Genomic DNA, 23,085 nt, shown 5'->3' with positions numbered 1-23,085 from the left:
GAGATGAGTGAGGCTGAAGCCCGCCCAACGAACTTTATTCGTCAGATCATCGACGAAGACTTGGCGAGCGGTAAGCACAGCAGTGTGCATACCCGTTTCCCGCCTGAGCCCAATGGTTATCTGCATATTGGCCATGCGAAATCTATCTGCCTGAACTTTGGTATCGCCCAAGATTATCAAGGACAGTGCAACCTGCGTTTTGACGATACTAACCCGGTGAAAGAAGACCTGGAGTTCGTTGAATCCATCAAGCGTGACGTGCAATGGCTGGGCTTTGAGTGGAGCGGCAACATTCGTTACTCCTCAGACTATTTCGACCAACTGTTTAACTACGCCGTTGAGCTGATCAATAAAGGTCTGGCTTACGTTGATGAGTTGTCTGCGGAAGAGATCCGTGAATATCGCGGCACCCTGACTGCGCCGGGTAAAAACAGCCCGTACCGCGACCGCAGCGTGGAAGAGAACCTCGCGCTGTTCCAGAAAATGCGTGATGGCGGTTTCGAGGAAGGTAAAGCTTGTCTGCGTGCCAAAATCGACATGGCTTCCAGCTTTATCGTGATGCGCGATCCGGTGCTATACCGCATTAAGTTTGCCGATCATCATCAGACCGGTGATAAGTGGTGCATCTACCCGATGTACGACTTTACCCACTGCATTTCGGATGCGATCGAAGGCATTACGCACTCACTGTGTACGCTGGAGTTCCAGGACAACCGTCGTCTGTACGATTGGGTGCTGGACAACATCACCATTCCACAGCATCCGCGCCAGTACGAATTCTCGCGTCTGAATCTGGAATACGCGGTGATGTCGAAGCGTAAGCTGACGCAGCTGGTCACCGAGAAAGTGGTGGAAGGCTGGGATGATCCGCGCATGCTGACCGTTTCAGGCCTGCGCCGTCGTGGTTACAGCGCGGCCTCGATTCGTGAATTCTGCCGCCGCATCGGCGTGACAAAACAGGACAATATCGTTGAGATGGCCTCGCTGGAGTCTTGTATTCGTGACGATCTCAATGAGAACGCACCACGCGCGATGGCGGTACTTGACCCGTTGAAAGTGGTGATCGAAAACCTGCCCGCCGGCCACGAAGAAACGCTGACCATGCCTAATCATCCAAACAAGCCGGAGATGGGCACGCGTGAAGTGTCGTTCAGCCGTGAAGTGTGGATCGATCGCGCTGACTTCCGTGAAGAAGCCAACAAACAGTACAAACGTTTGGTTCTGGGCAAAGAAGTGCGTCTGCGCAATGCTTATGTGATTCGTGCTGAGCGTGTGGCGAAAGACGAAGAGGGTAACATTACCTGCATCTATGCCACTTGTGATGTTGACACCCTGAGCAAGGATCCGGCGGATGGTCGCAAAGTGAAAGGTGTGATCCACTGGGTTTCCGCCATTCATGGACTGCCAGCTGAGTTCCGTCTTTACGACCGTCTGTTCAGCGTGCCAAACCCCGCGGCGGCTGAGGATTTCCTCACCACCATTAACCCGAACTCGCTGGAGATCAAACAGGGCTTCGTGGAGTCTGGTTTGCGTGAAGCGGCCACTACCGCAGCTTATCAGTTTGAACGTGAAGGTTATTTCTGTGCCGATAGCGTCTACTCACAGCCGGGTAAATTGGTGTTTAACCGCACGGTTGGACTGCGCGATACTTTCGCGAAGATTGGCGAGTAATATCTTTCGTCGATAGCACAATATGATCATGAAAGGGCGAGCAATCGCCCTTTTTTATTGCCTGTAATTCGCCACGGGCAATCAATTATGCTGAAGGCCGGAAGCTGAGCTTGTTGTCTATTTTGCGAGAATTCTGACTTTAGCAAAATTAACCCATTTGCGAGTGTGAAAAATTGTATTTCAGGTAGGCTATGCGCTTTAAATAGAGCTCTGCGGGTTATCAAAGGAAAAAAAATGACAAGTCTCGCCCTGGAAGCTAAGCATAGTGTGGTGGTATTACATCAGCTTATTGAACGTGTTTTTAACCAGGTAGAAGGCAGTGATGACAGCATGGAACTGCTTTTGTCACACTTTCACCCGGATTTCAAAATGGTGACGCCGCTGGGTAAGCAGCTGGATCTGAATGAGACCGAAGTGCTGTTTCGCAAACTGCACGGTCAGCGGGAAGGGCTGCGCATTGCCACCAGTGAGCATGCCATCATTTCTCAACAGAGCCAGGAAGTGACGATTCAGTATCGTGAACTGCAGATGTTGAACGGCACCCATCAAACGCGCATCTCTTTGGCTGTGCTGGATTGCAGCACCACCATTCCTCGCTGGCGCTACCTCCACGAGACCTTTATCGCTTGATAACAGGCATAAAAAAACCGGTGACCAGCACCGGTTTTTTTATATTGCATAGCACACTCAATTACTTATCGTGGAGCGTCTCGTCTTCGCGGCAGTCTCCCAGTGCACAGTGGCCGTACAAGTACAGGCTGTGGTTACTGAGTTTAATGCCATGGCGAGTGGCAATCTCACGCTGACGCGTTTCGATTGATTCATCGCTGAATTCGATCACTTTGCCACAATCCAGGCAGATCAAGTGGTCATGGTGATGCTGCTGAGTCAGTTCGAATACGGATTTGCCGCCTTCGAAGTTATGACGGGTGACGATACCCGCGTCATCAAACTGGTTAAGAACGCGATATACCGTTGCCAGGCCAATCTCTTCGCCCATATCGATCAGGCGCTTATACAAATCTTCCGCACTGACGTGATGGGACTCGGGGCCCGGTCCCTGAAGCACTTCCAAAATTTTCAATCTTGGGAGAGTGACTTTCAGGCCAGCCTTCTTCAATGCGGAGTTGTTGTCAGTCATTCGGATATTGTCCTGTTACTTTGCATGTCACTTACGGCGCAGGGGCCTTGAATGTTTAGGTCACGCGTATTCTCATTTGCGTCTCATTATAGAACTCAAGCAGTGAAATGAAAACCGGGGTATCGCGCAAATCAACAAAAGTCGTAAGGTTAAACATCGCCTACGTCAGCGCGGAACGGTGTGGTTTGGGTTTCCATTTCACTCAGCCTCAGTCAACAATCAGAGGAATAAGCGGATGACCATTGCGGGTATTCTACAGATTTGCGGGGAAAAGTTAAAAAACCGTAGCTATTATTTTTATAGGAAATTCCTTTGTCCCAATGTGAGCCAGCGCTCACATTGGGGAGGCGAGGCATCAGGCTTCAATGATCTCTTTTAACTGCAGCTCATCAAAAATCTGTTTCACCCAGGCATCAACACGTTCATTGGTCAGCTCAGGTTGACGGTCTTCGTCAATCGCCAGGCCGAGGAAGTGTTTGTCATCGGCCAGACCTTTTGAGGCTTCAAAATGATAGCCCTCAGTCGGCCAGTGGCCCACAATCACCGCGCCATTTGGCTCAATGATGTCGCGAATCGTGCCCATCGCATCACAGAAATATTCTGCGTAGTCTTCCTGGTCGCCACAACCAAACAGCGCCACCAGTTTGCCATTAAAGTCGATCTCTTCCAGCGTAGGGAAGAAGTCATCCCAGTCACACTGTGCTTCGCCGTAATACCAGGTAGGAATGCCCAGCAGCAGGATGTCGAACGCTGCGAGATCTTCTTTAGTGCTCTTAGCAATGTCATGCACTTCGGCGACATCTTTACCCAGTTGTTTCTGGATCATTTTTGCAATGTTTTCAGTGTTGCCGGTATCGCTGCCGAAGAAAATGCCTACGATTGCCATGGGTTAAGTAACCTCTTAAAGCCTGATTGTGAAAGTAAGTCAATTGACTGCACATGTTAGCGAATGATAGCAGACCGTTGAAAAGGGCGGAACGAGTAAAGCTTGAACTTTGTGTTCCTGCGTGCGGTCAGCGCGCTAAGACAGTTTGAGTTGCGCCAGCAGCATTTGTTCAATCAATTCGCTGCGGCTGATGTTTTGTTGCTCGGCCAGCGTGTTCAGGGCGTCAACCGCTTCGCTGGACATTTTCAGCTCAACACGACGCAGCCCTCGCACTTTATCGCGCTTGAGCTGGTTACGTTTGTTGATACGCAACTGTTCGTCACGTGTCAGCAGGCTGGTTTTGGGTCGACCAGGACGCCGCTCGTTTGCAAAAAGATCAAGCGTGGTACGGTCTGTCTGTTCTTTTGCCATGATTTGTGAAACTGAGTGGGCGCGAACGGCGGAAAGGCGCTGCGCGATTTATACATTATCGGCCCGACCACGGCGAAAAAATCATCCGCGGCAAATTTTTAGCGCGACATCATACTCCAGCACCATCCGCGACGCCAACCCTAAACCGCATACGGCAAGCTTTTGCTTTTACAGGTTAAAAAAGCGACGAACTGCGCGCAAAACCGCATCAGGTTTTTCAGCATGTACCCAATGACCGGCCCCGCTAATCACGTGTGCGTGTGCCTGCGGGAACTGACGCAGCAGTGCATCGCGGTGCTGATTGTCGAGGTAAGGAGAATCGCCACCGCGGATAAACAATGCGGGATGTGGCCAGGCGGGAACTTCTTCCCAGCCAGAAATCGTGGTGTAGTTGTCCCACAGCACCGGCACGTTAAAGCGCCACTCACCCTCGACAAAGGACTTGAGGATAAACTGAATCACCCCCTCTTCAGTGACATGTTGACGCATCACCTCGGCCGCTTCGCTACGACGCGTTACACCCGCGGCGGTGACGGCGCGAATACCGGCAAAGATTTCATCGTGGCGGCGGGTTTGGTAATCCACGGGCGCGATATCGATCAGCACCATCTTCTCAATACGTTCGGGGGCCACTGCGCTCAATGCCATGGCGATCTTACCGCCCATCGAGTGGCCTATCACGCCAGCGCGTTCAATCTGGTGTGCATCCAGCGTCTCCACGATATCTTGCGCCATGGCGTGATAATTCATCACCTCACTGCGCTCAGATAAACCATGGTTGCGTACGTCCACTTGTAGCGTGGGGCGAGCATCCCGTACGCCGCGTGCCAGCACGCCAAGGTTATCCAGGCTGCCAAACAGGCCATGAATTAACAGAATCGGGGACGCTTCAGGGGGAGATTGTTCAGTTTGCAGACGGGCGTTCAAAATCATGGCTAAAGTTCTTACGGTTGTGACCTTGGCTTAGGGTATCATGGATTCACCTGTCCAGGAGCCAGCCGGCCAGGCATTAGGGCATATTCCGACTTTTGCCCTGAAACGACGCCAGCGCTATCGGCTGCCACGGATTTAACTTTATAATCCTTATGTTAGAGCCCGCTCACGTTTTGCACAGCTCGATTTTGCTAAGGCCGTTGCAATAATGCGTGGTTCTGTCATTTGCCAGAATTGTACGGAATAAGATGAAAACGATTGAAGTTGACGAAGAACTCTACCGTTATATTGCCAGCCACACGCAGCACATTGGTGAAAGCGCCTCCGATATTTTGCGCCGCATGCTGAAGTTTACCGCGGGCCAGACCGCACCGACTGCACCTGTCGCTGCGGCTTCGGCTTCGGTCAAGGAAGCGCAGCCAGTGCGCAGCGAAGCGCGTCCTCAGGATCGCGTACGCGCCGTGCGTGAACTGCTGCTCTCTGATGAGTATGCTGAGCAGAATAAGGCGGTTAATCGCTTTATGCTGGTACTGTCAACGCTCTATCGTCTTGATCCAGCAGCCTTTGCTGAAGCCACTGCCTCGCTGCAGGGCCGCACTCGCGTCTATTTTGCGGGTGACGAGCACACACTGCTGCAAAATGGCACCCATACTAAGCCGAAGCACGTTCCCGGCACACCGTACTGGGTGATCACCAATACCAATACAGGCCGCAAATGCAGCATGGTGGAACACATCATGCTGGCTATGCAGTTCCCACAGGAACTGACAGAGAAAGTTCGCGGCACCATTTAAACTGAAGCGTCAGGGAGAAGCGTCAATGGCCAATCACCCCCGTGCCGGGCAGCCTGCCCAGCAGAGCGATTTGATTAACGTTGCACAATTAACCTCGCAGTATTACGTCCTGAAGCCCGATACGGCTAACCCGGACCATGCGGTGAAATTTGGCACTTCTGGCCACCGCGGCAGCGCGGGACGCCAAAGCTTCAATGAAGTGCACATTCTGGCGATTGCGCAAGCCATCGCAGAAGAGCGCAAAAAGAATGGCATCACCGGTCCGTGCTACGTGGGTAAAGATACTCACGCACTGTCTGAGCCGGCGATTCTGTCGGTGCTGGAAGTGCTGGCGGCGAACGGTGTAGATGTGATCGTGCAGCAGGATAATGGCTACACGCCAACGCCGGCGATCTCCAACGCCATTCTGGAACACAACAAACGCGGTGGCGCGCAGGCGGACGGTATCGTCATCACGCCTTCACACAACCCGCCAGAAGATGGTGGCATCAAGTACAACCCGCCAAACGGCGGTCCGGCTGATACCAACGTCACCAAGGTGGTGGAAGATCGCGCTAACCAGCTGATCAAAGGCGAACTGAAAGACGTGAAACGTCTGCCGCTGGATCAGGCCTGGGCAAGCGGCCATATCGTTGAGCAGGATCTGATTCAGCCCTATGTTGAAGGTCTGGCTCAAGTCATTGACTTCCCGGCAATCCAGAAAGCGGGCCTGAAAATCGGCGTTGATCCATTAGGTGGCTCCGGTATCGCTTACTGGCAGCGTATTGCTGAGCACTATAAGTTGGATCTGACCATTGTTAATGATGCGGTCGATCAGACCTTCCGTTTCATGCATCTGGATAAAGATGGCGTGGTGCGTATGGACTGTTCGTCTGAGTGCGCGATGGCGGGTCTGCTGGCGTACAAAGATAAGTTCGATCTGGCGTTCGGTAACGACCCGGATTACGACCGTCACGGCATCGTCACGCCTGCGGGCCTGATGAACCCGAACCATTATCTGGCCGTGGCCATCAATTACCTGTTCCAGCATCGCCCGCAGTGGGGCAAAGATGTTGCTGTGGGTAAAACCCTGGTCTCAAGCGCAATGATTGACCGTGTGGTCAATGACATTGGTCGCAAGCTGGTTGAAGTGCCGGTTGGTTTCAAATGGTTTGTTGATGGCCTGTTTGATGGCAGCTTCGGTTTCGGCGGCGAAGAGAGCGCGGGTGCTTCCTTCCTGCGCTTCGATGGTTCCGCCTGGTCAACCGATAAAGACGGCATCATCCTGTGCCTGCTGGCAGCCGAAATCACTGCGGTGACCGGCAAGAACCCGCAGCAGCACTATGACGAACTGGCAGCACGCTTCGGCGCGCCAAGCTATAACCGTCTGCAGGCGCCGGCGACCTCAGCGCAAAAAGCGGCACTGTCTAAGCTGTCACCGGAAATGGTGAGTGCTGACACGCTGGCGGGCGATCCGATTACTGCACGTCTGACCGCAGCACCGGGCAACGGCGCGTCAATCGGTGGTCTGAAAGTGATGACCGAAAACGGTTGGTTTGCTGCGCGTCCGTCAGGCACGGAAGACGCTTACAAAATCTACTGTGAAAGCTTCCTTGGTGCTGAGCATCGCCAGCAGATCGAGAAAGAAGCCGTAGAGATTGTCAGCGAAGTGCTGAAAAACGCGTAATTAAACGTCGAGGCGCGCTATGTGCGCCTTTTCACGCGTTTTCTATGGAACGACCCATGTGACAACATGGGTCGTTTTTTTATGGCATAAACCGATAGCCGATACCGGTTTCGGTCAGCAGATGGCTGGGTTGGGTGGGATTGCTTTCCAGCTTCTGACGAAGATGTCCCATATAAATGCGCAGATAGTGGCTGTGCTCCACCGCATTCGGCCCCCACACCTGATTCAACAACTGACGTTGCGTCAGAACCTTCCCGGCATTGTTCAGCAACAAACTCAGCAGGCGAAACTCGGTGGGCGTCAGGTGAATTTCCTGTTCATTACGCAGCACGCGGCGCGCAGCCAGATCGACACTCACTTCCCCAAATTTCACGATCGGCTCAGGCTGGCTGCTTTGATGGCGACGTAACGCCACGCGCACGCGGGCCAGTAACTCGCCGATACCAAACGGCTTAGTCAGATAATCATCTGCACCGGCATCCAGTGCATCGATTTTGTCCTGCTCATCACTGCGCGCAGATAGCACAATCACCGGCATGCTGCTCCACTGGCGCACTTCACGGATAAAGTCGTTGCCGTCACCATCCGGCAGCCCAAGATCGAGGATCACTAAATCCGGCTTTCGTGTCGCTGCTTCAATCAGCCCGCGCTGTAATTGCTCCGCTTCCACAATTTTCAAACCTTCGCTTTCCAGCGCCAGGCGCACGAAACGGCGAATCTCTTTTTCATCTTCAACAATCAAGATGGTCGTCACGCTGACTCCTGCCACAGGTAAAGTTAACACGGCACTTTATCAAGAATTGGTCACCGCGTCCGTCATGATGTTTGTAACCTTGCGAGATCCCTACGTTTACAATTATGTAACTTACTTTCAGCTTAAGCCGTAAAGCACAAAAAAAGACCAAAATTAGTGGTCGGATGAGTAGTAAAATTACACAACCAGGCGTAATATCTGAGGCAGATCACATTTCAACGCAAAAATTACCCCAGGAGGCAATCATGTATCAGGCATATCCACTCTATAAAATCGTGTTGCGCCGTTTTCTGGCGGTATTGGTCGGCATACTTGCCTTGCCCGTGATGCTGTTCCGCCAGGATCGTGCCCGTTTCTATAGCTATCTGCACCGCGTCTGGTGTAAGACCAGCACCAAGCCAGTCTGGCTGGCGCAGACAGAAGCGATAGGCAGCATCCACTGGTAAGTGCTCTCTTGGCTCTCTAAGAACCCGGCAGCTTCAATCAAGCGCCGGGTTTTTTTATTCTAAACTTTGTCTGTATTCCCCGGTTACCCGCTGTTATCCCTCGCCGTTTCAGCTACACTTAAACCTCTACAAGAATTTGGAGGTTGTACAAGTATGAGCGAAAAAATTCCTGTCGGTATCAGCGCTTGCCTGCTCGGGGATAAGGTCCGTTTTGACGGTGGCCACAAGCGTTTCGCTTTTGCAACTGAAGAACTGACTCCCTTTATCCGCTTTGAACCGGTGTGTCCGGAAATGGCAATTGGCTTGCCCACGCCGCGTCCCGCACTGCGTCTGGTCAAAGAGTCGGATGATCAAATCCATCTTTGTTTCAGTAAAGATGGCGGGCAAGAGGTGACCGATGAGATGGAACGCTGGTCGGCCGATCGTGTGAAATCGCTGCATCACCTTTGCGGCTATATTCTCTGCGCAAAATCACCCAGCTGCGGTCTTGAGCGCGTGCGCGTCTATCAGCCCGATACCAATGACAATCGCAAAGCGGGCACCGGCGTATTCACTGCCTTTCTGCAAAAAGAGATGCCATGGCTGCCTTTAGAGGAAGATGGCCGTTTGCATGATGATGCTATCCGCGAAAACTTTATGGGCCGCGTGTATGCGCTGCACGAGTTCAATGAAATGTGGCGCAGCGGTTTAACCCGCCACAAGCTGATCGCCTTCCACAGTCGATACAAGTTGCTGCTGCTGTCGCATGCGCAGGATGAGTATCGCGAGATGGGACGCTTTGTGGCCGCGATGGAGCAGTGGGATTCGTTGGATGATTACGCCTATGAATACCGGATTCGCCTGATGCATCTGATGTCCCACCAGGCTTCGCGCCGTAATCACACCAATGTGCTGATGCATGTACAGGGCTACTTCCGCCCGCAGTTGTCCTCACCACAGCGCCAGGAACTGGCGCAGCTAATCGATCGTTATCGCACTGGCGTCCAGCCACTGTTGGTTCCCATCACCATGCTGAAACACTATATGGCGGAATATCCGCATCCGTGGCTGGCGCAGCAACGTTACTTTGATCCTTACCCGGAAGCGCTGCGTCTGCGCTACGGACAATAATTTCGGAGCATTATGACCACCCACTTAGTCTGGTTGCGAAACGATCTACGCATCAATGACAACACTGCGCTGGCTGCCGCTTGCCGCGACAGCCATGCCAGGGTGCTGGCGCTGTTTATTGCCACGCCTAAACAGTGGCAGCAACACCATATGGCACCCAAGCAGGCGGCCTTTATTCACCAGAATCTGTGTGCGTTGCAAGACTCACTGGCCGAGCGAGGTATTCCGTTGCATTACCATCAGTGCGATGACTTTGCCGCATCGGTGGATTATCTGAGTGAGTTTTGCGACCAGCATCAGGTGGATGAGCTTTATTACAACTATCAGTACGAGATAAATGAGCGCGAACGTGATGCTGCAGCTGAAAAGCGTCTCGATGCTCAGGGCGTAATTTGTCAGGGCTTTGATGACAGCCTGTTATTGCCGCCGGGCAGCGTGCAGACCGGCAATCACACCATGTTTAAAGTCTTCACGCCGTTCAGCCGCGCCTTTGTCCGTCGACTGCATCAGGGGTTACCGGAGTGTCATCATGCACCGAAAGCGCGCCGTGATGCGCCGATCAGTGCGGGTAAGAAAATCCCTGCTTTTGATTATCCGCAGGAAGATTTCGATGCATCGCTATTTCCGGCTGGGGAAGAGGCAGCGCTGAAGCAATTGCGCCATTTCGGCAAACAATCGGTGCAGCACTATCCCGAGGTGCGCGATTTACCGGCATTAGATGGTACCAGCCGCTTATCGCCTTATCTGGCGATTGGGGTGCTGTCTCCGCGCCAATGTTTGCATCGTATTCTGAAAGAACACCCAGATGCACTGAACGAAGGTAAAGCCTTTACCTGGCTGAATGAACTGATCTGGCGCGAGTTTTACCGTCATCTGATGGTGGCCTTTCCGGCGTTGTGTAAGCACCAGCCGTTTGTGGAGTGGACGCATAACGTACAGTGGCAAAAAAACGATGCACATCTCACGGCCTGGCAGCAGGGCAAAACCGGTTATCCCATCGTCGATGCGGCAATGCGCCAACTCAATACACTGGGCTGGATGCACAATCGCCTGCGCATGATTGTTGCCAGCTTTCTGGTAAAAGACCTGCTGATCGACTGGCATGAAGGTGAGCGCTACTTCATGCAGCAATTGATCGATGGCGATCTGGCGGCCAACAACGGCGGCTGGCAGTGGGCAGCTTCCACCGGCACCGATGCGGCACCTTATTTCCGTATTTTTAATCCCACTACTCAGGGTGAACGCTTCGACGAAAAAGGCGAATTTATCCGCCAGTGGCTGCCAGAGCTGAAAGACGTGCCGGAGAGTGATATTCATCAACCGCAGATTTGGGCGAAGAAAAATAATAAGAAACTCGATTATCCCGCACCAATCGTGGAACATAAGGACGCACGTAAAAAGACACTAGACGCCTTCGAGCGCGCGCGCAGCGCGGCCTGAGGCGGTCAGGGAGCCCTACTAAATGAATCATGTCGAGTTAGAACACATTGTTAATCAGCAGCTGAACACCAGCGCCTTCAGTGACTATGCGCCCAATGGTTTGCAGGTGGAAGGTCGCGCGGAAGTGAAAACTGTCATCACGGGCGTGACCGCGTGTCAGGCGCTGCTCGATGAAGCGGTCAAGCGCAATGCTGACGCTATCCTGGTCCATCACGGTTATTTCTGGAAGAGCGAATCGCCGCTGATTAAAGGAATGAAACGCCAGCGTCTGCATACGCTGCTGGTCAATGATATCAACCTGTATGGCTGGCACCTGCCGCTCGATGCACATCCACAGCTCGGCAACAATGCACAGCTGGCAAAGTTGTTTGATATTGAAGTGAAAGGGGAAATTCAGCCGTTAGTGCCATGGGGCGAGCTGGCTGAACCGTTGAGCGGTGAAGCGCTGGCGGCGAAAATCGCCGAACGCTTAGGTCGTAAACCGTTGCACTGTGGTGATAATGCCCCGGTACTGATCAAACGCGTCGCCTGGTGCAGTGGTGGCGGACAGGGCTTTATCGATAGCGCGGCTGCTTTTGGTGTAGATGCGTTTATCACGGGCGAAGTTTCTGAGCAAACCATTCACAGCGCACGTGAACAAGGCCTGCACTTTTTCGCCGCCGGGCATCATGCCACCGAGCGCGCTGGTATCAAGGCGCTGGGCGAATGGCTGGCGCAGAGCTATGGCCTCGACGTAACCTTTATTGATATCGACAATCCTGCCTGATTTCTCTCTCTCCGCGTCCTTAACCCACGTTAAGGACGCAAATCTGTTGACACATCTCTGTCACTTTCGCATAACTTATTGACTTTCATTATAAGCAAAGCGATTTGTGGACATTTTTTGTCCGCGCCAATCATGACCGGGAGGTGGGTTTTGCAACGAGCACGTTGTTATCTACTGGGTGAGCGAGCGGTGGTGCTGGAGCTGGCCCCCCCCGTTTCACTCGCCAGCCAGCAGCGCATCTGGGGACTGTGCCAGCGCCTGCAGCACAATGAACAGGTTCAGGAAGTGATTCCGGGGATGAATAACCTGACGCTGCTACTGCGCGATCCGCAATTGAATGCGCTGGATGCCATTGAGCGTCTTCAGCGCTGGTGGGAAGAGAGTGAGGAACAGATTCCTGAATCACGTCGGGTGGAGATTCCGGTGGTGTACGGTGGCGCGGGTGGCCCCGATCTGCAAGTGGTGGCTGAGGGGGCCAGCCTGTCGCCAAAACAGGTCGTCGAGCTGCACAGCAGTGTTGATTACGTGGTCTATTTCATCGGCTTCCAGCCTGGTTTTCCCTATCTCGGCGGCTTGGATGAACGTCTGCACACGCCGCGCCGTGCTGAACCCCGAGTTATCGTTCCCAGTGGATCAGTCGGCATCGGTGGCAGTCAGACGGGTATCTACCCATTGGCCGCACCTGGCGGTTGGCAGCTAATTGGCCATACGCCCGTCAGCCTGTTTGACCCCTTACAACACCCGCCGACACTGCTGCGCCCCGGTGACAGCGTGCGCTTTGTGCCGCAACAGGAGGGCGTATGTTAAACATTCTACGCGCCGGATTGATGACCTCGATTCAGGATCAGGGCCGTACCGGCTGGCGGCAATATGGCATTAGCGTTAGCGGCGCTCTCGATCAACCCTCAATGCGCACCGCCAATATGCTGGTGGGCAACCCGGAAGAGAGCGCGGTATTAGAGATTGTGCTCGGCCAGTTCAAAGCGGAATTCAAACGTGACGGCTGGTTTGCACTCACTGGGGCGGGCTGTAATGCCGATCTCGATGGCAAACCGGTGTGGACTGGCTGGCGACTGCCGGTGAAAAAAGGTCAGGTGCTGTCCCTGGCGATGCCGGTGCGCGGTATGCGCAGTTATCTGGCAGTGAATGGTGGTTTCGCCATTGATGAGATGCTCGGCTCGCACAGTACCGATCTCAAAGCGGCTTTTGGCGGTTTCCAGGGCCGTAAGCTGCAGGATGGCGATCAGCTGCCGTTGGGAAAACCCTCCCGCACTTTCAAAGGCAAAGCGGGCGTTCGTCAGTTGTTGTGGGGCAACCGCATTCGCGCCTTACCGGGCCCGGAGTACAACGAGTTCACGCGCGAAGCGCAGGAAGGTTTCTGGCGCAGCCCGTGGAAGCTCAGCCCGCAGAGCAATCGTATGGGTTACCGCATGCAGGGGCGTCAACTGCAGCGTAAAGCCACGCGTGATTTGTTGTCACATGGGTTAGTGCCCGGCGTGGTGCAGGTGCCGCCTAATGGCCAACCGATTGTGCTCATGGCCGATGCGCAAACTACCGGCGGTTATCCGCGTATCGCCTGTGTTATCGAAGCTGACCTGTATCAACTGGCGCAGATTCGACTCGGCGAACCGATTCACTTTATCCATTGCACTCTGGAAGAAGCGCTGCTGGCGAAGCAGCATCAACAGCGCTCCTTTGACCAAATTGCCTGGGGGCTTGCACATGAAGATTGATCTTAACGCTGACCTCGGCGAAGGCAGCGCCAGCGATCAGGAGCTGCTAACGCTGGTGAGTTCGGCCAATATCGCCTGTGGATTCCACGCCGGTGATGCGCAAACCATGCTGCAATCGGTGCGCTGGGCCAAAGCCTCGGGTGTGGCGATTGGCGCCCATCCCAGCTTCCCGGATCGCGAAAATTTTGGTCGCACCGCGATGCAGCTGCCACCGGAAACGGTGTATGCGCAGATGATCTATCAGATCGGCGCACTGAAGAGCATCGCCGAAAGTGAAGGTGAGCGTTTAGTGCATGTGAAGCCACACGGCATGCTGTACAACCAGGCCGCGGCGGATGCCACGCTCGCCGACGCGATTGCCCGCGCGGTGAAAGCGATCGATCCCGCATTGATTCTGGTCGGTCTGGCGGGCAGTGCTTCCATCAAGGCGGCTGCGCATCATGGCTTGCGCACGCGGGAAGAGGTGTTCGCCGACCGTGGCTATCTGGCAACCGGCGCACTGGTGCCGCGCAGCCAGCCAGGCGCGATGATTGAAGAAGCCGAGCAGGCGCTGGCGCAAACGCTCACTATGGTGCAGCAGCGTCAGGTGAAGAGTATCAGCGGGGAGTGGGTGCCGGTGAATGCAGAAACCGTGTGTCTGCATGGCGATGGTGCACACGCGCTGCAATTTGCGCGCACGTTGCGTGCGGCTTTTGCTAACCATCAAATTACTGTGACCAGCGCATGACGAATAACAACTCGCCCGATCTGTATCGGGCTTTTTATTTCTGATGAGGGGAAAAACATGGATAACGTGGTCAATCTCTGGCCGTTACTCGGCATTGCCGCCATCGTTCTGGGATTCGTGTTGCGCTTTAACCCGGTGCTGGTGGTGATTGTTGCCGGTTTTGTGACCGGCCTGGCCGCGCATCTGCCGCTGGCCGATATTCTGGAGAAACTTGGTTCCGGCTTCCTGAACACCCGCAACTTGCCGCTGATTTTGCTGCTGCCGCTGGCCGTGATCGGTTTGCTGGAGCGCCACGGTTTGAAGGAGCGCGCACAAAGCTGGATCGCGCAGATCAAAACCGCGACGGCGGGCCGTTTGCTGATTGTCTATCTGTTCGTGCGTGAAATCACCGCAGCACTCGGTTTAACCAGCCTCGGAGGTCATCCGCAGATGGTGCGTCCACTGCTGGCACCGATGGCAGAAGGCGCCACAGAAAACCGCTATGGTGAAGTGCCCGATGAAGTGCGCCATCGCTTGCGCGCCATGTCGGCAGCCACCGATAACGTCGGGCTGTTCTTTGGTGAAGATATCTTTGTCGCATTCGGCGCGATTATCTTCATGCACAACTTTATGCAGGAGTCGGCAGGCATTAGCACCGAGCCGCTGCATATCGCTTTGTGGGGTATTCCCACCGCACTCTGTGCCTTCCTGATCCATTCGGCGCGACTGGTGCGCCTTGACCGCCAGCTGGCGCGTGAATTGGGTGCCATTAATCAGCAGGCGTTGCACGCCAAAGGCGGGAAATAATGTTTCAGCAACAATATCTGATGTGGCTGGCAGGGGTGATCCTGCTGGTGGTCGCCGTTCTCTCCTGGCGTGATGCGGCTAACCCAAGACGCTTTACGACCGGTTTATTCTGGGCGCTGTATGGCCTGATGTTCCTGATTGGTGATGGTGCTTATCAACTAATGGGGCAGTGGGCAGGCGATGCCGCTGCGGGTAAACGCATGCTGCACATTGGCGTCGGCATTGCGGTGGTGTTGATGGCGTTAATTGCCGGTTTCGGCGGCGTGCGCCTCGGCAGCTATCATCAGCGCAGCGATCAGCAGAAGCGCGAAAGTGCGAAGCGTTTGCGTAATAAGCTGTTTTTGCCCGCGCTGGCGATTCCGGTGGTCACCGTGATTGGTGTGCTGGCGTTTAATAACATCCCTGGCTTGCAAGATGCTGTGTTTGGCCCGGGTAATCATTCAACGTTGGTGACCCTGTTCTCGATGATGGTCGGCTGCGTGCTGGGCTGGATAATCGCGCTGCAAATCACCCATGAAAAACCGCTGCAGTCGATGCAGGAAACTCGCCGCCTGCTGGATGCAGTGGGTTGGGCATTTATTCTGCCGCAAATTCTTGCCACGCTTGGTCTGTTATTCACCAGCGCGGGCGTCGGCACTGCGATTTCACATCTTACTGAACAGTATCTGGCAGTGGACAATCGCCTGATTGCGGTTGCGGTGTATGCGATTGGCATGGCGCTGCTGACCATGGTGATGGGTAATGCGTTTGCCGCCTTCCCGATAGTGACGGCTGGCATTGGGATTCCTATTCTGGTGCTGCAACACGGCGGCAATCCGGCGGTCATGGCGGCAATTGGCATGTTTTCTGGCTATTGCGGCACCTTGATGACGCCGATGGCGGCGAACTTCAACATCGTACCCGCGCGCTTACTGGAGTTGCCGGATCGAAACGGGGTGATCAAGGCTCAGGTGCCAACCGGTGTGCTACTGTTGGTGGTAAACGTATTCCTGCTCTACTTCCTGATGTTCTTATGAGGTCGCAATGAAAACGGTATTGATGACGGCGTTTGAGCCGTTCGGTGGCGAAACCATTAACCCTTCATGGGAAGCGGTGCGCAGTTTTGACGGTAAAGAGATTGCCGGAGCCCGAATTGTGGTGCGCCAGCTACCCGTGGTGTTTGCCACCTGCGGAAAGGTGCTAACGCAAGCGCTGGATGAGATTCAACCTGACCGAGTATTGTGCGTGGGCCAGGCCGGTGGGCGTGTTGATATCACCGTCGAACGTGTGGCGATCAACGTGGATGATGCGCGTATTCCCGACAACGATCAGCAGCAGCCGATCGACCAGCCCATCGTGATGGATGGACCTGCCGCCTATTTTTCCACCTTACCGATTAAAGCGATGGTTGCAGCACTGCGTGAAGTGGGGGTGCCGGCCTCGGTATCGCAAACGGCCGGCACATTTACCTGTAATCACGTGATGTACAGCCTGTTGCACTGGCTGAAGACCACCAACAGCCCGGCGCGCGGGGGCTTTATTCATATTCCCTATATGCCGGAACAGGCGGTGAACCATCCCGGCGTCGCCAGTATGGCGACGGCCAGCGTGATCCTGGCGCTGGAAACCTCGTTGCAGGTGATGCTGAGCACTGAAAATGACATCCGCGTGGTCGGTGGATCGACGCATTAACAGGAGACGTTATGCCTGAAGGACCGGAGATCCGCCGTGCGGCGGATCAACTGGCAGCGGCGATGGAAGGCAGGCCACTCACTGATGTGTGGTTTGCCTTTCCTGAACTGAAAACCTACGAACCGGCACTAATGGGTGAAACCATTACGGCTTTTGAAACACGTGGCAAAGCACTGCTGACGCATTTTTCGAATGGCTTAATTCTTTATAGCCATAATCAATTGTACGGCGTGTGGCGTGTGGTGCCGACCGGCACTGAACCCAACACTTCGCGGCAGTTGCGCGTACGGCTGGCAAACGCCGAACAGACCATCCTGCTCTATAGCGCTTCGGATATTGAACTGCTCAATGCAGATACCGTCGGCGCACATCCCTTTCTGCAGCGCGTGGGGCCTGATGTGCTCGATGCCACTTTAACGGTGGCAGAGGTGCGTGAGCGGCTGCTATCGCCGCGTTTTCGTCGCCGTCAGTTCAGCGGATTGTTACTCGATCAGGCCTTTCTGGCGGGATTGGGTAACTATTTGCGTGTGGAGATTTTATGGCATGCCGGATTGCTGGCGTCGCATCGGGCGCAGGATCTCACTGAGGCACAGCTCAATGCATTAAGTGAGGCGATGCTGGCGGTGCCACGTTTGTCGTATCAGATGCGCGGCAGTATGAAGAAATACCATGCCGATGCGGCGTTTCGCTTTGAGGTGTTTCATCGCCAGGGCAAGAGATGTCGGCGCTGCGGCACGCTGATTGAGAAAGGCACGCTATCGTCGCGGCCATTTTACTGGTGCCCGGGATGTCAGTTTTGACCCCATAATGCGAACAATAAAAAAGCTGCCATCTCAATGAAATGGCAGCCTTTCTTTCACACTCATTTAGCTGTGGGTTACTTTTTCAGCGCCGAGTTAAATGGACGCTCGGTGTAACCGGTATACAGCTGACGTGGACGCGCAATCTTCATGCCTTCGTCGTGCATCTCTTTCCAGTGTGCAATCCAACCCACGGTACGCGCCATCGCGAAGATAACGGTAAACATGGAAGAAGGAATACCCATCGCTTTCAGAATAATGCCAGAGTAGAAATCGACGTTTGGATAGAGTTTACGCTCGATGAAGTACGGGTCGTTCAGCGCGATATGTTCCAGCTCCATCGCCACTTCCAACAGGTCATCTTTCATACCCAACTCATTCAGCACTTCGTGACAGGTTTCACGCATCACGGTGGCGCGAGGGTCATAGTTTTTGTAAACACGGTGACCGAAGCCCATCAGACGGAACGAATCGTTTTTGTCTTTCGCGCGACGTACGAATTCTGGGATGTGCTCAACGGTGCTGATCTCTTCCAGCATACGCAGGGTAGCTTCGTTGGCGCCACCGTGTGCCGGTCCCCACAGTGAAGCGATACCCGCAGCGATACAGGCAAATGGGTTTGCACCAGAAGAACCGGCGGTACGCACGGTTGAGGTAGAGGCGTTCTGCTCATGATCAGCATGCAGAATCAGAATACGGTCCATGGCGCGTTCCAGCACCGGGTTCACTTTGTACTCTTCACACGGTGTGGCGAACATCATATGCAGGAAGTTGCCTGCGTAGGACAGGTCGTTACGTGGGTAAACGAACGGCTGACCAATCGAATATTTGTAGCACATCGCTGCCATGGTCGGCATTTTGGACAGCAGGCGGAAGGCAGCGATTTCACGGTGACGTTCAATGTTGACGTCTAAGGAGTCGTGATAGAACGCCGCCAGGGCGCCAGTGACACCACACATGACCGCCATCGGATGCGAGTCGCGGCGGAAGCCATGGAACAGTCGGGTGATTTGCTCGTGGATCATGGTGTGGCGGGTAACGGTGGTGCGGAATTCTTCAAACTGGGCTTGGGTCGGAGCTTCGCCATTCAGCAGGATGTAACACACTTCGAGGTAGTTGGAGTGGGTTGCCAGTTCGGAAATCGGGAAGCCGCGGTGTAACAGAATGCCTTCATCACCATCAATAAAAGTGATTTTAGATTCGCATGACGCAGTAGAGGTGAAACCGGGATCAAAAGTGAACAGGCCGTGATTGCCAAGTGTGCGGACATCAACAACGTCTTGTCCCAGCGTACCTTGCATCACATCCAGTTCAACGGAAGCATTATCTTGTAGGGTTAGCGTCACTTTTTTATCTGTCATTTTTCGTCTCCATAGCGCCTTAGTAGGTAAGGATCTTAGACACCAGAATAGCCTTCATGTTGTATAAAACCACAATCTTCACAGTATCACTCTGCGGTAACGTTTGTCGTGCAGGGTTACAGGGAGATGTATTAGGGCCAGTCGGTGGCGTTCGGGCATGACATGCTGAACAGCGCGGATGTTAAAGATCCTGTCACGACATAACTTCTTGGTAACCAATAACCTGATGCTTTGTGTTGCTCGTAAAGGCAATGTTACATAACTTGAGCTTAGGGGAAAGTGTATCCCCATAACTTTTGTGCATCATAGGGCTTTAATGCGTTTGTTTGTAACTGAAATGTTGATCTTTTGTCAAATCAGATAATTAAAAATGTATGAATTGTGAAATTCGTGAGTCGGATCACTGTTCAGCCTAAATGTGACCAAAGAGATTGTAGGGGAATTGTAATCAGAATGTGATCCTCCTATACTGCCGCCAGGTCTCCGGAATACCCTGACACCAGGAGCCACCCAGCGTTTTTTCGCTTCACTTAACACTGGATGTTGCTTTTTTGGTGGCGGTTGCAGTCTGAACACGCGCTGTGCTCTGATGCGACTCAGGTCCGGAGGAAGCAAAATAAAAAAGAGCTGTGTGGGCAAAACCGTGAAAAAACAAAGACCTGTTAACTTGGATCTCTCGACGATCCGGTTTCCCGTTACTGCAATATCGTCCATTCTCCACCGCGTCTCCGGCGTGATCACCTTTGTCGCTCTCGGAATACTGCTCTGGTTACTGGGTCTCTCTCTCTCTTCTCCTGAAGGCTTCCAGCAAGCGGCTTCCATCATGGACAGCTTCTTCGCCAAATTCATCATGTGGGGCATCCTGACTGCGCTGGCGTACCACGTCGTGGGCGGTATTCGTCATATGCTGGCTGATTTTGGCTTTATGGAAGAAACCCTGCAGGTGGGAACCCGTTCCGCGCAAGCGGCTTTTGGTATCACTGTCGTGCTCTCAATTTTGGCTGGAGTCCTCGTATGGTAAGCAATGCTTCTGCATTAGGACGCAACGGTATTCATGACTGGCTGTTACTGCGTGCTGCTGCAATCTTAATGACGCTCTACATCATCTACCTCCTTGGTTTTGTGGTGATGACCGGCACCCTGACCTATGACGCCTGGCACGGCTTCTTCGCCTCTGCCTTCACGAAAGTGTTTACGATACTGACGCTGTTCTCGATTCTGGTCCACGGCTGGATTGGTATGTGGCAGGTCCTGACCGACTACGTTAAACCAGTAGCAACCCGCTTGCTGCTGCAGTTTGTGATTGTGGTCGCGCTGTTGTCGTATGCCGTTTATGGAATCGTTGTTGTGTGGGGTGTGTAAATGAGTTTGCCAGTCAGAGAATTTGATGCCGTGGTGATCGGCGCGGGTGGCGCGGGAATGCGCGCGGCTCTGCAAATCTCCCAATCGGGCCAGACTTGTGCCCTGTTATCCAAAGTTTTCCCAACCCGTTCTCATACCGTATCGGCGCAGGGCGGTATTACCGTTGCGCTGGGTAACACCCATGAAGATAACTGGGAATGGCATATGTACGATACCGTCAAAGGCTCCGACTATATCGGTGACCAGGACGCGATCGAGTATATGTGTCACGTCGGTCCGGAAGCGATTCTGGAACTGGAACACATGGGTCTGCCTTTCTCCCGTCTTGATGACGGCCGCGTATATCAGCGTCCGTTTGGTGGTCAGTCGAAGAACTTCGGCGGTGAGCAGGCGGCGCGTACCGCTGCGGCAGCCGACCGTACTGGCCACGCACTGCTGCATACCCTGTATCAGCAGAACCTGAAAAACAAAACCACCATCTTCTCCGAATGGTATGCGCTGGATCTGGTGAAAAATGAAGACGGTGCGATTGTCGGCTGTACCGCTATCTGCATGGAAACCGGTGAAACCGTTTACTTCAAAGCGAAAGCGACCATTCTGGCAACGGGCGGTGCAGGCCGTATTTACCAGTCCACTACTAACGCGCACATCAACACCGGTGACGGCGTAGGTATGGCGCTGCGTGCCGGTGTGCCGGTGCAGGATATGGAAATGTGGCAGTTCCACCCAACCGGTATCGCCGGTGCGGGTGTGCTGGTCACTGAAGGTTGCCGTGGTGAAGGTGGATACCTGCTGAACAAACACGGCGAACGCTTCATGGAGCGTTATGCGCCAAACGCCAAAGACCTGGCAGGTCGTGACGTGGTCGCACGCTCCATGATGGTGGAAATTCGTGAAGGCCGTGGTTGTGACGGTCCATGGGGCCCGCACATCAAGCTGAAACTCGATCATCTGGGCGCAGAAGTTTTGGAATCGCGTCTGCCGGGTATCCTTGAGCTGTCGCGTACCTTTGCGCACGTCGATCCGATTAAAGAGCCGATTCCGGTTATTCCAACCTGCCACTACATGATGGGCGGCGTGCCGACCAAAGTGACCGGTCAGGCGCTGCGCGTGAACGAGCAGGGTGAAGACGAAGTGATTCCGGGCCTGTTCGCGGTAGGCGAAATTGCGTGTGTATCAGTACACGGCGCTAACCGTCTCGGCGGTAACTCGTTGCTCGACCTGGTGGTATTTGGCCGCGCGGCGGGTGTGCACCTGCTGGAGTGTCTGGAAGAGCAGGGTGAACTGCGCGAAGCCACGCAGGAAAACATTGATGCCGCCATGGCGCGCTTCAACCGCTGGGAAAACAACACCACGGGTGAAGATCCGGTTGAAATCCGTAAAGCGTTGCAGCGTTGCATGCAGAACAACTTCTCGGTATTCCGCGAAGGTGATGCGATGCGTGAAGGTCTGGAAGAGCTGAAAGTGATTCGTGAACGTCTGAAGTCAGCGCGTCTTGATGACCGTTCGCCAGATTTCAACACCCAACGTATCGAGTGCCTTGAGCTGGATAACCTGATGGAAACCGCGTACGCCACGGCGGTCGCTGCAAACTTCCGTACCGAAAGCCGTGGCGCACACAGCCGCTTCGACTACCCGGAACGTGATGATGCTAACTGGCTGTGTCACAGCCTCTATGTTCCGCAAACGGAAAGCATGACGCGCCGTGAGGTGAACATGCAACCGAAACTGCGTGCGGCCTTCCCGCCGAAAGCGCGTACCTACTAATTGCGGAGATCATCATGAGACTCGAATTTTCTATCTATCGTTACAACCCGGAAGTCGATGACAAACCGCGTATGCAGGAATACACGCTGGAGTCAGAAGACGGTCGTGACATGATGTTGCTGGACGCGTTGATTCGTCTGAAAGAGAAGGACCCAACGCTGGCCTTCCGTCGCTCATGCCGTGAAGGTGTTTGCGGTTCTGACGGCCTCAACATGAACGGCAAAAACGGCTTGGCCTGCATCACGCCAGTCTCCGCGCTGGGTAATGGCACGAAGAAAATTGTTATCCGTCCACTGCCTGGTTTGCCGGTGATCCGCGACCTCGTCGTTGATATGGGACAATTCTATACGCAGTATGAGAAGATTAAGCCTTTCCTGTTGAATAATGGGGAAAATCCGCCAGCACGCGAGCATCTGCAGACCCCGGCAGACCGTGAGCACCTGGATGGATTGTACGAGTGTATTCTGTGCGCTTGCTGCTCGACCTCGTGCCCATCGTTCTGGTGGAACCCGGACAAGTTCATCGGTCCGGCAGGTTTGTTAGCCGCTTACCGTTTCCTGATCGACAGCCGCGATACCGAAACCGATGCGCGTCTGGACAATCTGAACGATGCTTTCAGTGTATTCCGCTGTCACAGCATCATGAACTGTGTGAGCGTGTGCCCGAAAGGACTAAACCCGACGCGCGCTATCGGCCATATTAAGTCGATGCTGCTGCAACGCGGGGCGTAACACACTGAAGTCACTGTCCGGGAACTTAAGGTTCCCGGCAGTTTACGGAAGCCTTTATAAGCGCGGTACTGACCACGCTTATAAAGGTTCCCTTACGGGCCAGGCGCCGGTTGCGCACAGGTTCGTATC

Annotated in this window: 25 protein-coding genes; 19 read left to right on the top strand and 6 right to left on the bottom strand. The window is 54.0% G+C overall.

The annotated features are described in order from the left end of the window. Window positions 1-3 precede the first annotated feature (3 nt). Both glnS and QMZ65_RS23825 read left to right on the top strand, forming a co-directional pair. Window positions 4-1,671 carry a glutamine--tRNA ligase gene (gene glnS, locus QMZ65_RS23830; protein ID WP_160832605.1) on the top strand — a complete coding sequence of 556 codons (1,668 nt, stop codon included), beginning with the start codon at window positions 4-6 and terminating at the stop codon, window positions 1,669-1,671. Window positions 1,672-1,905: 234 nt separating this feature from the next. Beyond that, entirely contained in the window at window positions 1,906-2,301 is a 396-nt protein-coding gene (locus tag QMZ65_RS23825; RefSeq protein WP_038648263.1) for a hypothetical protein, read from the top strand. A 61-nt stretch (window positions 2,302-2,362) separates the two neighbouring features. Here the strand turns inward: QMZ65_RS23825 and fur are convergent, their stop codons facing one another. The 4 genes from fur to ybfF form a co-directional block, all read right to left on the bottom strand. Further along, window positions 2,363-2,812 carry a ferric iron uptake transcriptional regulator gene (fur, locus tag QMZ65_RS23820; protein ID WP_058962149.1) on the bottom strand — a complete coding sequence of 150 codons (450 nt, stop codon included), beginning with the start codon at window positions 2,810-2,812 and terminating at the stop codon, window positions 2,363-2,365. Window positions 2,813-3,167: 355 nt separating this feature from the next. Next, window positions 3,168-3,698: a flavodoxin FldA gene (fldA, locus tag QMZ65_RS23815; protein ID WP_034829111.1), complete on the bottom strand. Its 531-nt coding sequence runs from the start codon at window positions 3,696-3,698 to the stop codon at window positions 3,168-3,170. A 135-nt stretch (window positions 3,699-3,833) separates the two neighbouring features. After that, a complete protein-coding gene (ybfE, locus tag QMZ65_RS23810) occupies window positions 3,834-4,109 on the bottom strand; it encodes a LexA regulated protein (protein WP_097117426.1) in 276 nt (91 codons plus the stop codon). A 168-nt stretch (window positions 4,110-4,277) separates the two neighbouring features. Beyond that, window positions 4,278-5,042 carry an esterase gene (ybfF, locus tag QMZ65_RS23805; protein ID WP_097117425.1) on the bottom strand — a complete coding sequence of 255 codons (765 nt, stop codon included), beginning with the start codon at window positions 5,040-5,042 and terminating at the stop codon, window positions 4,278-4,280. A 248-nt stretch (window positions 5,043-5,290) separates the two neighbouring features. Here ybfF and seqA point away from each other — a divergent pair, with 248 nt between their 5' ends. Together seqA and pgm are read left to right on the top strand one after the other, a co-directional pair. Continuing rightward, window positions 5,291-5,836 carry a replication initiation negative regulator SeqA gene (gene seqA, locus QMZ65_RS23800; protein ID WP_058962146.1) on the top strand — a complete coding sequence of 182 codons (546 nt, stop codon included), beginning with the start codon at window positions 5,291-5,293 and terminating at the stop codon, window positions 5,834-5,836. Between the two features lie 25 nt (window positions 5,837-5,861). Beyond that, a complete protein-coding gene (pgm, locus tag QMZ65_RS23795; RefSeq protein WP_283216862.1) occupies window positions 5,862-7,502 on the top strand; it encodes a phosphoglucomutase (alpha-D-glucose-1,6-bisphosphate-dependent) in 1,641 nt (546 codons plus the stop codon). 79 nt (window positions 7,503-7,581) lie between these two features. Here pgm and kdpE read toward each other — a convergent pair whose 3' ends face one another. Beyond that, window positions 7,582-8,256 (bottom strand): two-component system response regulator KdpE, encoded by a 675-nt coding sequence (gene kdpE, locus QMZ65_RS23790; RefSeq protein ID WP_034829121.1) that lies wholly within the window; start codon window positions 8,254-8,256, stop codon window positions 7,582-7,584. 245 nt (window positions 8,257-8,501) lie between these two features. On the opposite strand from kdpE, the gene QMZ65_RS23785 reads away from it, so the two are divergent. The 11 genes from QMZ65_RS23785 to nei all read left to right on the top strand — a co-directional run bounded on the left by QMZ65_RS23785 (window position 8,502) and on the right by nei (window position 17,735). After that, on the top strand, window positions 8,502-8,702 hold the full coding sequence (locus QMZ65_RS23785) for a YbfA family protein (protein WP_058962143.1): 201 nt from the start codon (window positions 8,502-8,504) through the stop codon (window positions 8,700-8,702). 153 nt (window positions 8,703-8,855) lie between these two features. Beyond that, window positions 8,856-9,812: a YbgA family protein gene (locus tag QMZ65_RS23780; protein ID WP_034829125.1), complete on the top strand. Its 957-nt coding sequence runs from the start codon at window positions 8,856-8,858 to the stop codon at window positions 9,810-9,812. A 12-nt stretch (window positions 9,813-9,824) separates the two neighbouring features. Further along, entirely contained in the window at window positions 9,825-11,252 is a 1,428-nt protein-coding gene (gene phrB / locus QMZ65_RS23775; protein ID WP_097117422.1) for a deoxyribodipyrimidine photo-lyase, read from the top strand. Between the two features lie 22 nt (window positions 11,253-11,274). Further along, window positions 11,275-12,018: a type 2 GTP cyclohydrolase I gene (locus tag QMZ65_RS23770; RefSeq protein WP_283216861.1), complete on the top strand. Its 744-nt coding sequence runs from the start codon at window positions 11,275-11,277 to the stop codon at window positions 12,016-12,018. A gap of 150 nt (window positions 12,019-12,168) precedes the next feature. After that, window positions 12,169-12,825: a 5-oxoprolinase subunit PxpB gene (gene pxpB / locus QMZ65_RS23765; RefSeq protein WP_283216860.1), complete on the top strand. Its 657-nt coding sequence runs from the start codon at window positions 12,169-12,171 to the stop codon at window positions 12,823-12,825. Next, on the top strand, window positions 12,819-13,751 hold the full coding sequence (gene pxpC / locus QMZ65_RS23760) for a 5-oxoprolinase subunit PxpC (protein WP_038648230.1): 933 nt from the start codon (window positions 12,819-12,821) through the stop codon (window positions 13,749-13,751). Before pxpB ends, pxpC begins: the two co-directional genes overlap by 7 nt. Continuing rightward, window positions 13,741-14,478 (top strand): 5-oxoprolinase subunit PxpA, encoded by a 738-nt coding sequence (gene pxpA, locus QMZ65_RS23755; protein WP_097117419.1) that lies wholly within the window; start codon window positions 13,741-13,743, stop codon window positions 14,476-14,478. The genes pxpC and pxpA overlap by 11 nt, the downstream gene beginning before the upstream one ends. A 57-nt stretch (window positions 14,479-14,535) precedes the next feature. After that, window positions 14,536-15,264, top strand: coding sequence for a DUF969 domain-containing protein (locus QMZ65_RS23750; RefSeq protein WP_034829137.1), 729 nt, complete (start codon window positions 14,536-14,538; stop codon window positions 15,262-15,264). Further along, on the top strand, window positions 15,264-16,280 hold the full coding sequence (locus QMZ65_RS23745; protein WP_097117418.1) for a DUF979 domain-containing protein: 1,017 nt from the start codon (window positions 15,264-15,266) through the stop codon (window positions 16,278-16,280). The genes QMZ65_RS23750 and QMZ65_RS23745 overlap by 1 nt, the downstream gene beginning before the upstream one ends. A 7-nt stretch (window positions 16,281-16,287) precedes the next feature. After that, window positions 16,288-16,935 carry a pyroglutamyl-peptidase I gene (gene pcp / locus QMZ65_RS23740; RefSeq protein WP_058962137.1) on the top strand — a complete coding sequence of 216 codons (648 nt, stop codon included), beginning with the start codon at window positions 16,288-16,290 and terminating at the stop codon, window positions 16,933-16,935. A gap of 11 nt (window positions 16,936-16,946) precedes the next feature. Then, window positions 16,947-17,735, top strand: coding sequence for an endonuclease VIII (nei, locus tag QMZ65_RS23735; RefSeq protein ID WP_097117417.1), 789 nt, complete (start codon window positions 16,947-16,949; stop codon window positions 17,733-17,735). Between the two features lie 77 nt (window positions 17,736-17,812). On the opposite strand, the gene QMZ65_RS23730 is transcribed toward nei, so the two are convergent. Continuing rightward, complete coding sequence (locus QMZ65_RS23730; RefSeq protein ID WP_034829145.1) at window positions 17,813-19,096, bottom strand: citrate synthase; 1,284 nt, start codon at window positions 19,094-19,096, stop codon at window positions 17,813-17,815. Window positions 19,097-19,727: 631 nt separating this feature from the next. Here QMZ65_RS23730 and sdhC point away from each other — a divergent pair. Genes sdhC through QMZ65_RS23710 form a run of 4 tightly spaced genes read left to right on the top strand, consistent with a single transcriptional unit; the run spans window position 19,728 to window position 22,956 of the window. Further along, a complete protein-coding gene (sdhC, locus tag QMZ65_RS23725) occupies window positions 19,728-20,117 on the top strand; it encodes a succinate dehydrogenase cytochrome b556 subunit (protein ID WP_034829146.1) in 390 nt (129 codons plus the stop codon). Next, window positions 20,111-20,458, top strand: coding sequence for a succinate dehydrogenase membrane anchor subunit (gene sdhD / locus QMZ65_RS23720; protein WP_058962135.1), 348 nt, complete (start codon window positions 20,111-20,113; stop codon window positions 20,456-20,458). Before sdhC ends, sdhD begins: the two co-directional genes overlap by 7 nt. Continuing rightward, window positions 20,459-22,225, top strand: a complete 1,767-nt coding sequence (gene sdhA / locus QMZ65_RS23715) for a succinate dehydrogenase flavoprotein subunit (RefSeq protein WP_034829148.1) — start codon at window positions 20,459-20,461, stop codon at window positions 22,223-22,225. 14 nt (window positions 22,226-22,239) lie between these two features. Further along, on the top strand, window positions 22,240-22,956 hold the full coding sequence (locus QMZ65_RS23710; RefSeq protein ID WP_034829149.1) for a succinate dehydrogenase iron-sulfur subunit: 717 nt from the start codon (window positions 22,240-22,242) through the stop codon (window positions 22,954-22,956). The last annotated feature ends 129 nt before the right edge of the window (window positions 22,957-23,085 follow it).

It is taken from the genome of Pantoea sp. EABMAA-21 (assembly GCF_030053335.1).
GTDB classification, from domain to species: Bacteria; Pseudomonadota; Gammaproteobacteria; order Enterobacterales; family Enterobacteriaceae; genus Pantoea; species Pantoea communis.
Note: the sequence above shows the minus strand (reverse complement) of the source record. Positions and strands in the feature narration are given on the sequence as shown.

Excerpts from the sequence above, each read along its gene's own strand:
- QMZ65_RS23750 (WP_034829137.1), top strand. The coding sequence starts at position 14,536 with ATGGATAACGTGGTCAATCTCTGGCCGTTACTCGGCATTGCCGCCATC.
- fldA (WP_034829111.1), bottom strand. The coding sequence starts at position 3,698 with ATGGCAATCGTAGGCATTTTCTTCGGCAGCGATACCGGCAACACTGAA.
- QMZ65_RS23780 (WP_034829125.1), top strand. The coding sequence starts at position 8,856 with ATGAGCGAAAAAATTCCTGTCGGTATCAGCGCTTGCCTGCTCGGGGAT.
- sdhD (WP_058962135.1), top strand. The coding sequence starts at position 20,111 with ATGGTAAGCAATGCTTCTGCATTAGGACGCAACGGTATTCATGACTGG.
- QMZ65_RS23770 (WP_283216861.1), top strand. The coding sequence starts at position 11,275 with ATGAATCATGTCGAGTTAGAACACATTGTTAATCAGCAGCTGAACACC.
- pxpA (WP_097117419.1), top strand. The coding sequence starts at position 13,741 with ATGAAGATTGATCTTAACGCTGACCTCGGCGAAGGCAGCGCCAGCGAT.
- glnS (WP_160832605.1), top strand. The coding sequence starts at position 4 with ATGAGTGAGGCTGAAGCCCGCCCAACGAACTTTATTCGTCAGATCATC.
- sdhA (WP_034829148.1), top strand. The coding sequence starts at position 20,459 with ATGAGTTTGCCAGTCAGAGAATTTGATGCCGTGGTGATCGGCGCGGGT.
- QMZ65_RS23710 (WP_034829149.1), top strand. The coding sequence starts at position 22,240 with ATGAGACTCGAATTTTCTATCTATCGTTACAACCCGGAAGTCGATGAC.
- pcp (WP_058962137.1), top strand. The coding sequence starts at position 16,288 with ATGAAAACGGTATTGATGACGGCGTTTGAGCCGTTCGGTGGCGAAACC.
- pxpC (WP_038648230.1), top strand. The coding sequence starts at position 12,819 with ATGTTAAACATTCTACGCGCCGGATTGATGACCTCGATTCAGGATCAG.
- pgm (WP_283216862.1), top strand. The coding sequence starts at position 5,862 with ATGGCCAATCACCCCCGTGCCGGGCAGCCTGCCCAGCAGAGCGATTTG.
- ybfE (WP_097117426.1), bottom strand. The coding sequence starts at position 4,109 with ATGGCAAAAGAACAGACAGACCGTACCACGCTTGATCTTTTTGCAAAC.
- QMZ65_RS23785 (WP_058962143.1), top strand. The coding sequence starts at position 8,502 with ATGTATCAGGCATATCCACTCTATAAAATCGTGTTGCGCCGTTTTCTG.
- nei (WP_097117417.1), top strand. The coding sequence starts at position 16,947 with ATGCCTGAAGGACCGGAGATCCGCCGTGCGGCGGATCAACTGGCAGCG.
- QMZ65_RS23825 (WP_038648263.1), top strand. The coding sequence starts at position 1,906 with ATGACAAGTCTCGCCCTGGAAGCTAAGCATAGTGTGGTGGTATTACAT.
- fur (WP_058962149.1), bottom strand. The coding sequence starts at position 2,812 with ATGACTGACAACAACTCCGCATTGAAGAAGGCTGGCCTGAAAGTCACT.
- QMZ65_RS23745 (WP_097117418.1), top strand. The coding sequence starts at position 15,264 with ATGTTTCAGCAACAATATCTGATGTGGCTGGCAGGGGTGATCCTGCTG.
- ybfF (WP_097117425.1), bottom strand. The coding sequence starts at position 5,042 with ATGATTTTGAACGCCCGTCTGCAAACTGAACAATCTCCCCCTGAAGCG.
- QMZ65_RS23730 (WP_034829145.1), bottom strand. The coding sequence starts at position 19,096 with ATGACAGATAAAAAAGTGACGCTAACCCTACAAGATAATGCTTCCGTT.
- phrB (WP_097117422.1), top strand. The coding sequence starts at position 9,825 with ATGACCACCCACTTAGTCTGGTTGCGAAACGATCTACGCATCAATGAC.
- seqA (WP_058962146.1), top strand. The coding sequence starts at position 5,291 with ATGAAAACGATTGAAGTTGACGAAGAACTCTACCGTTATATTGCCAGC.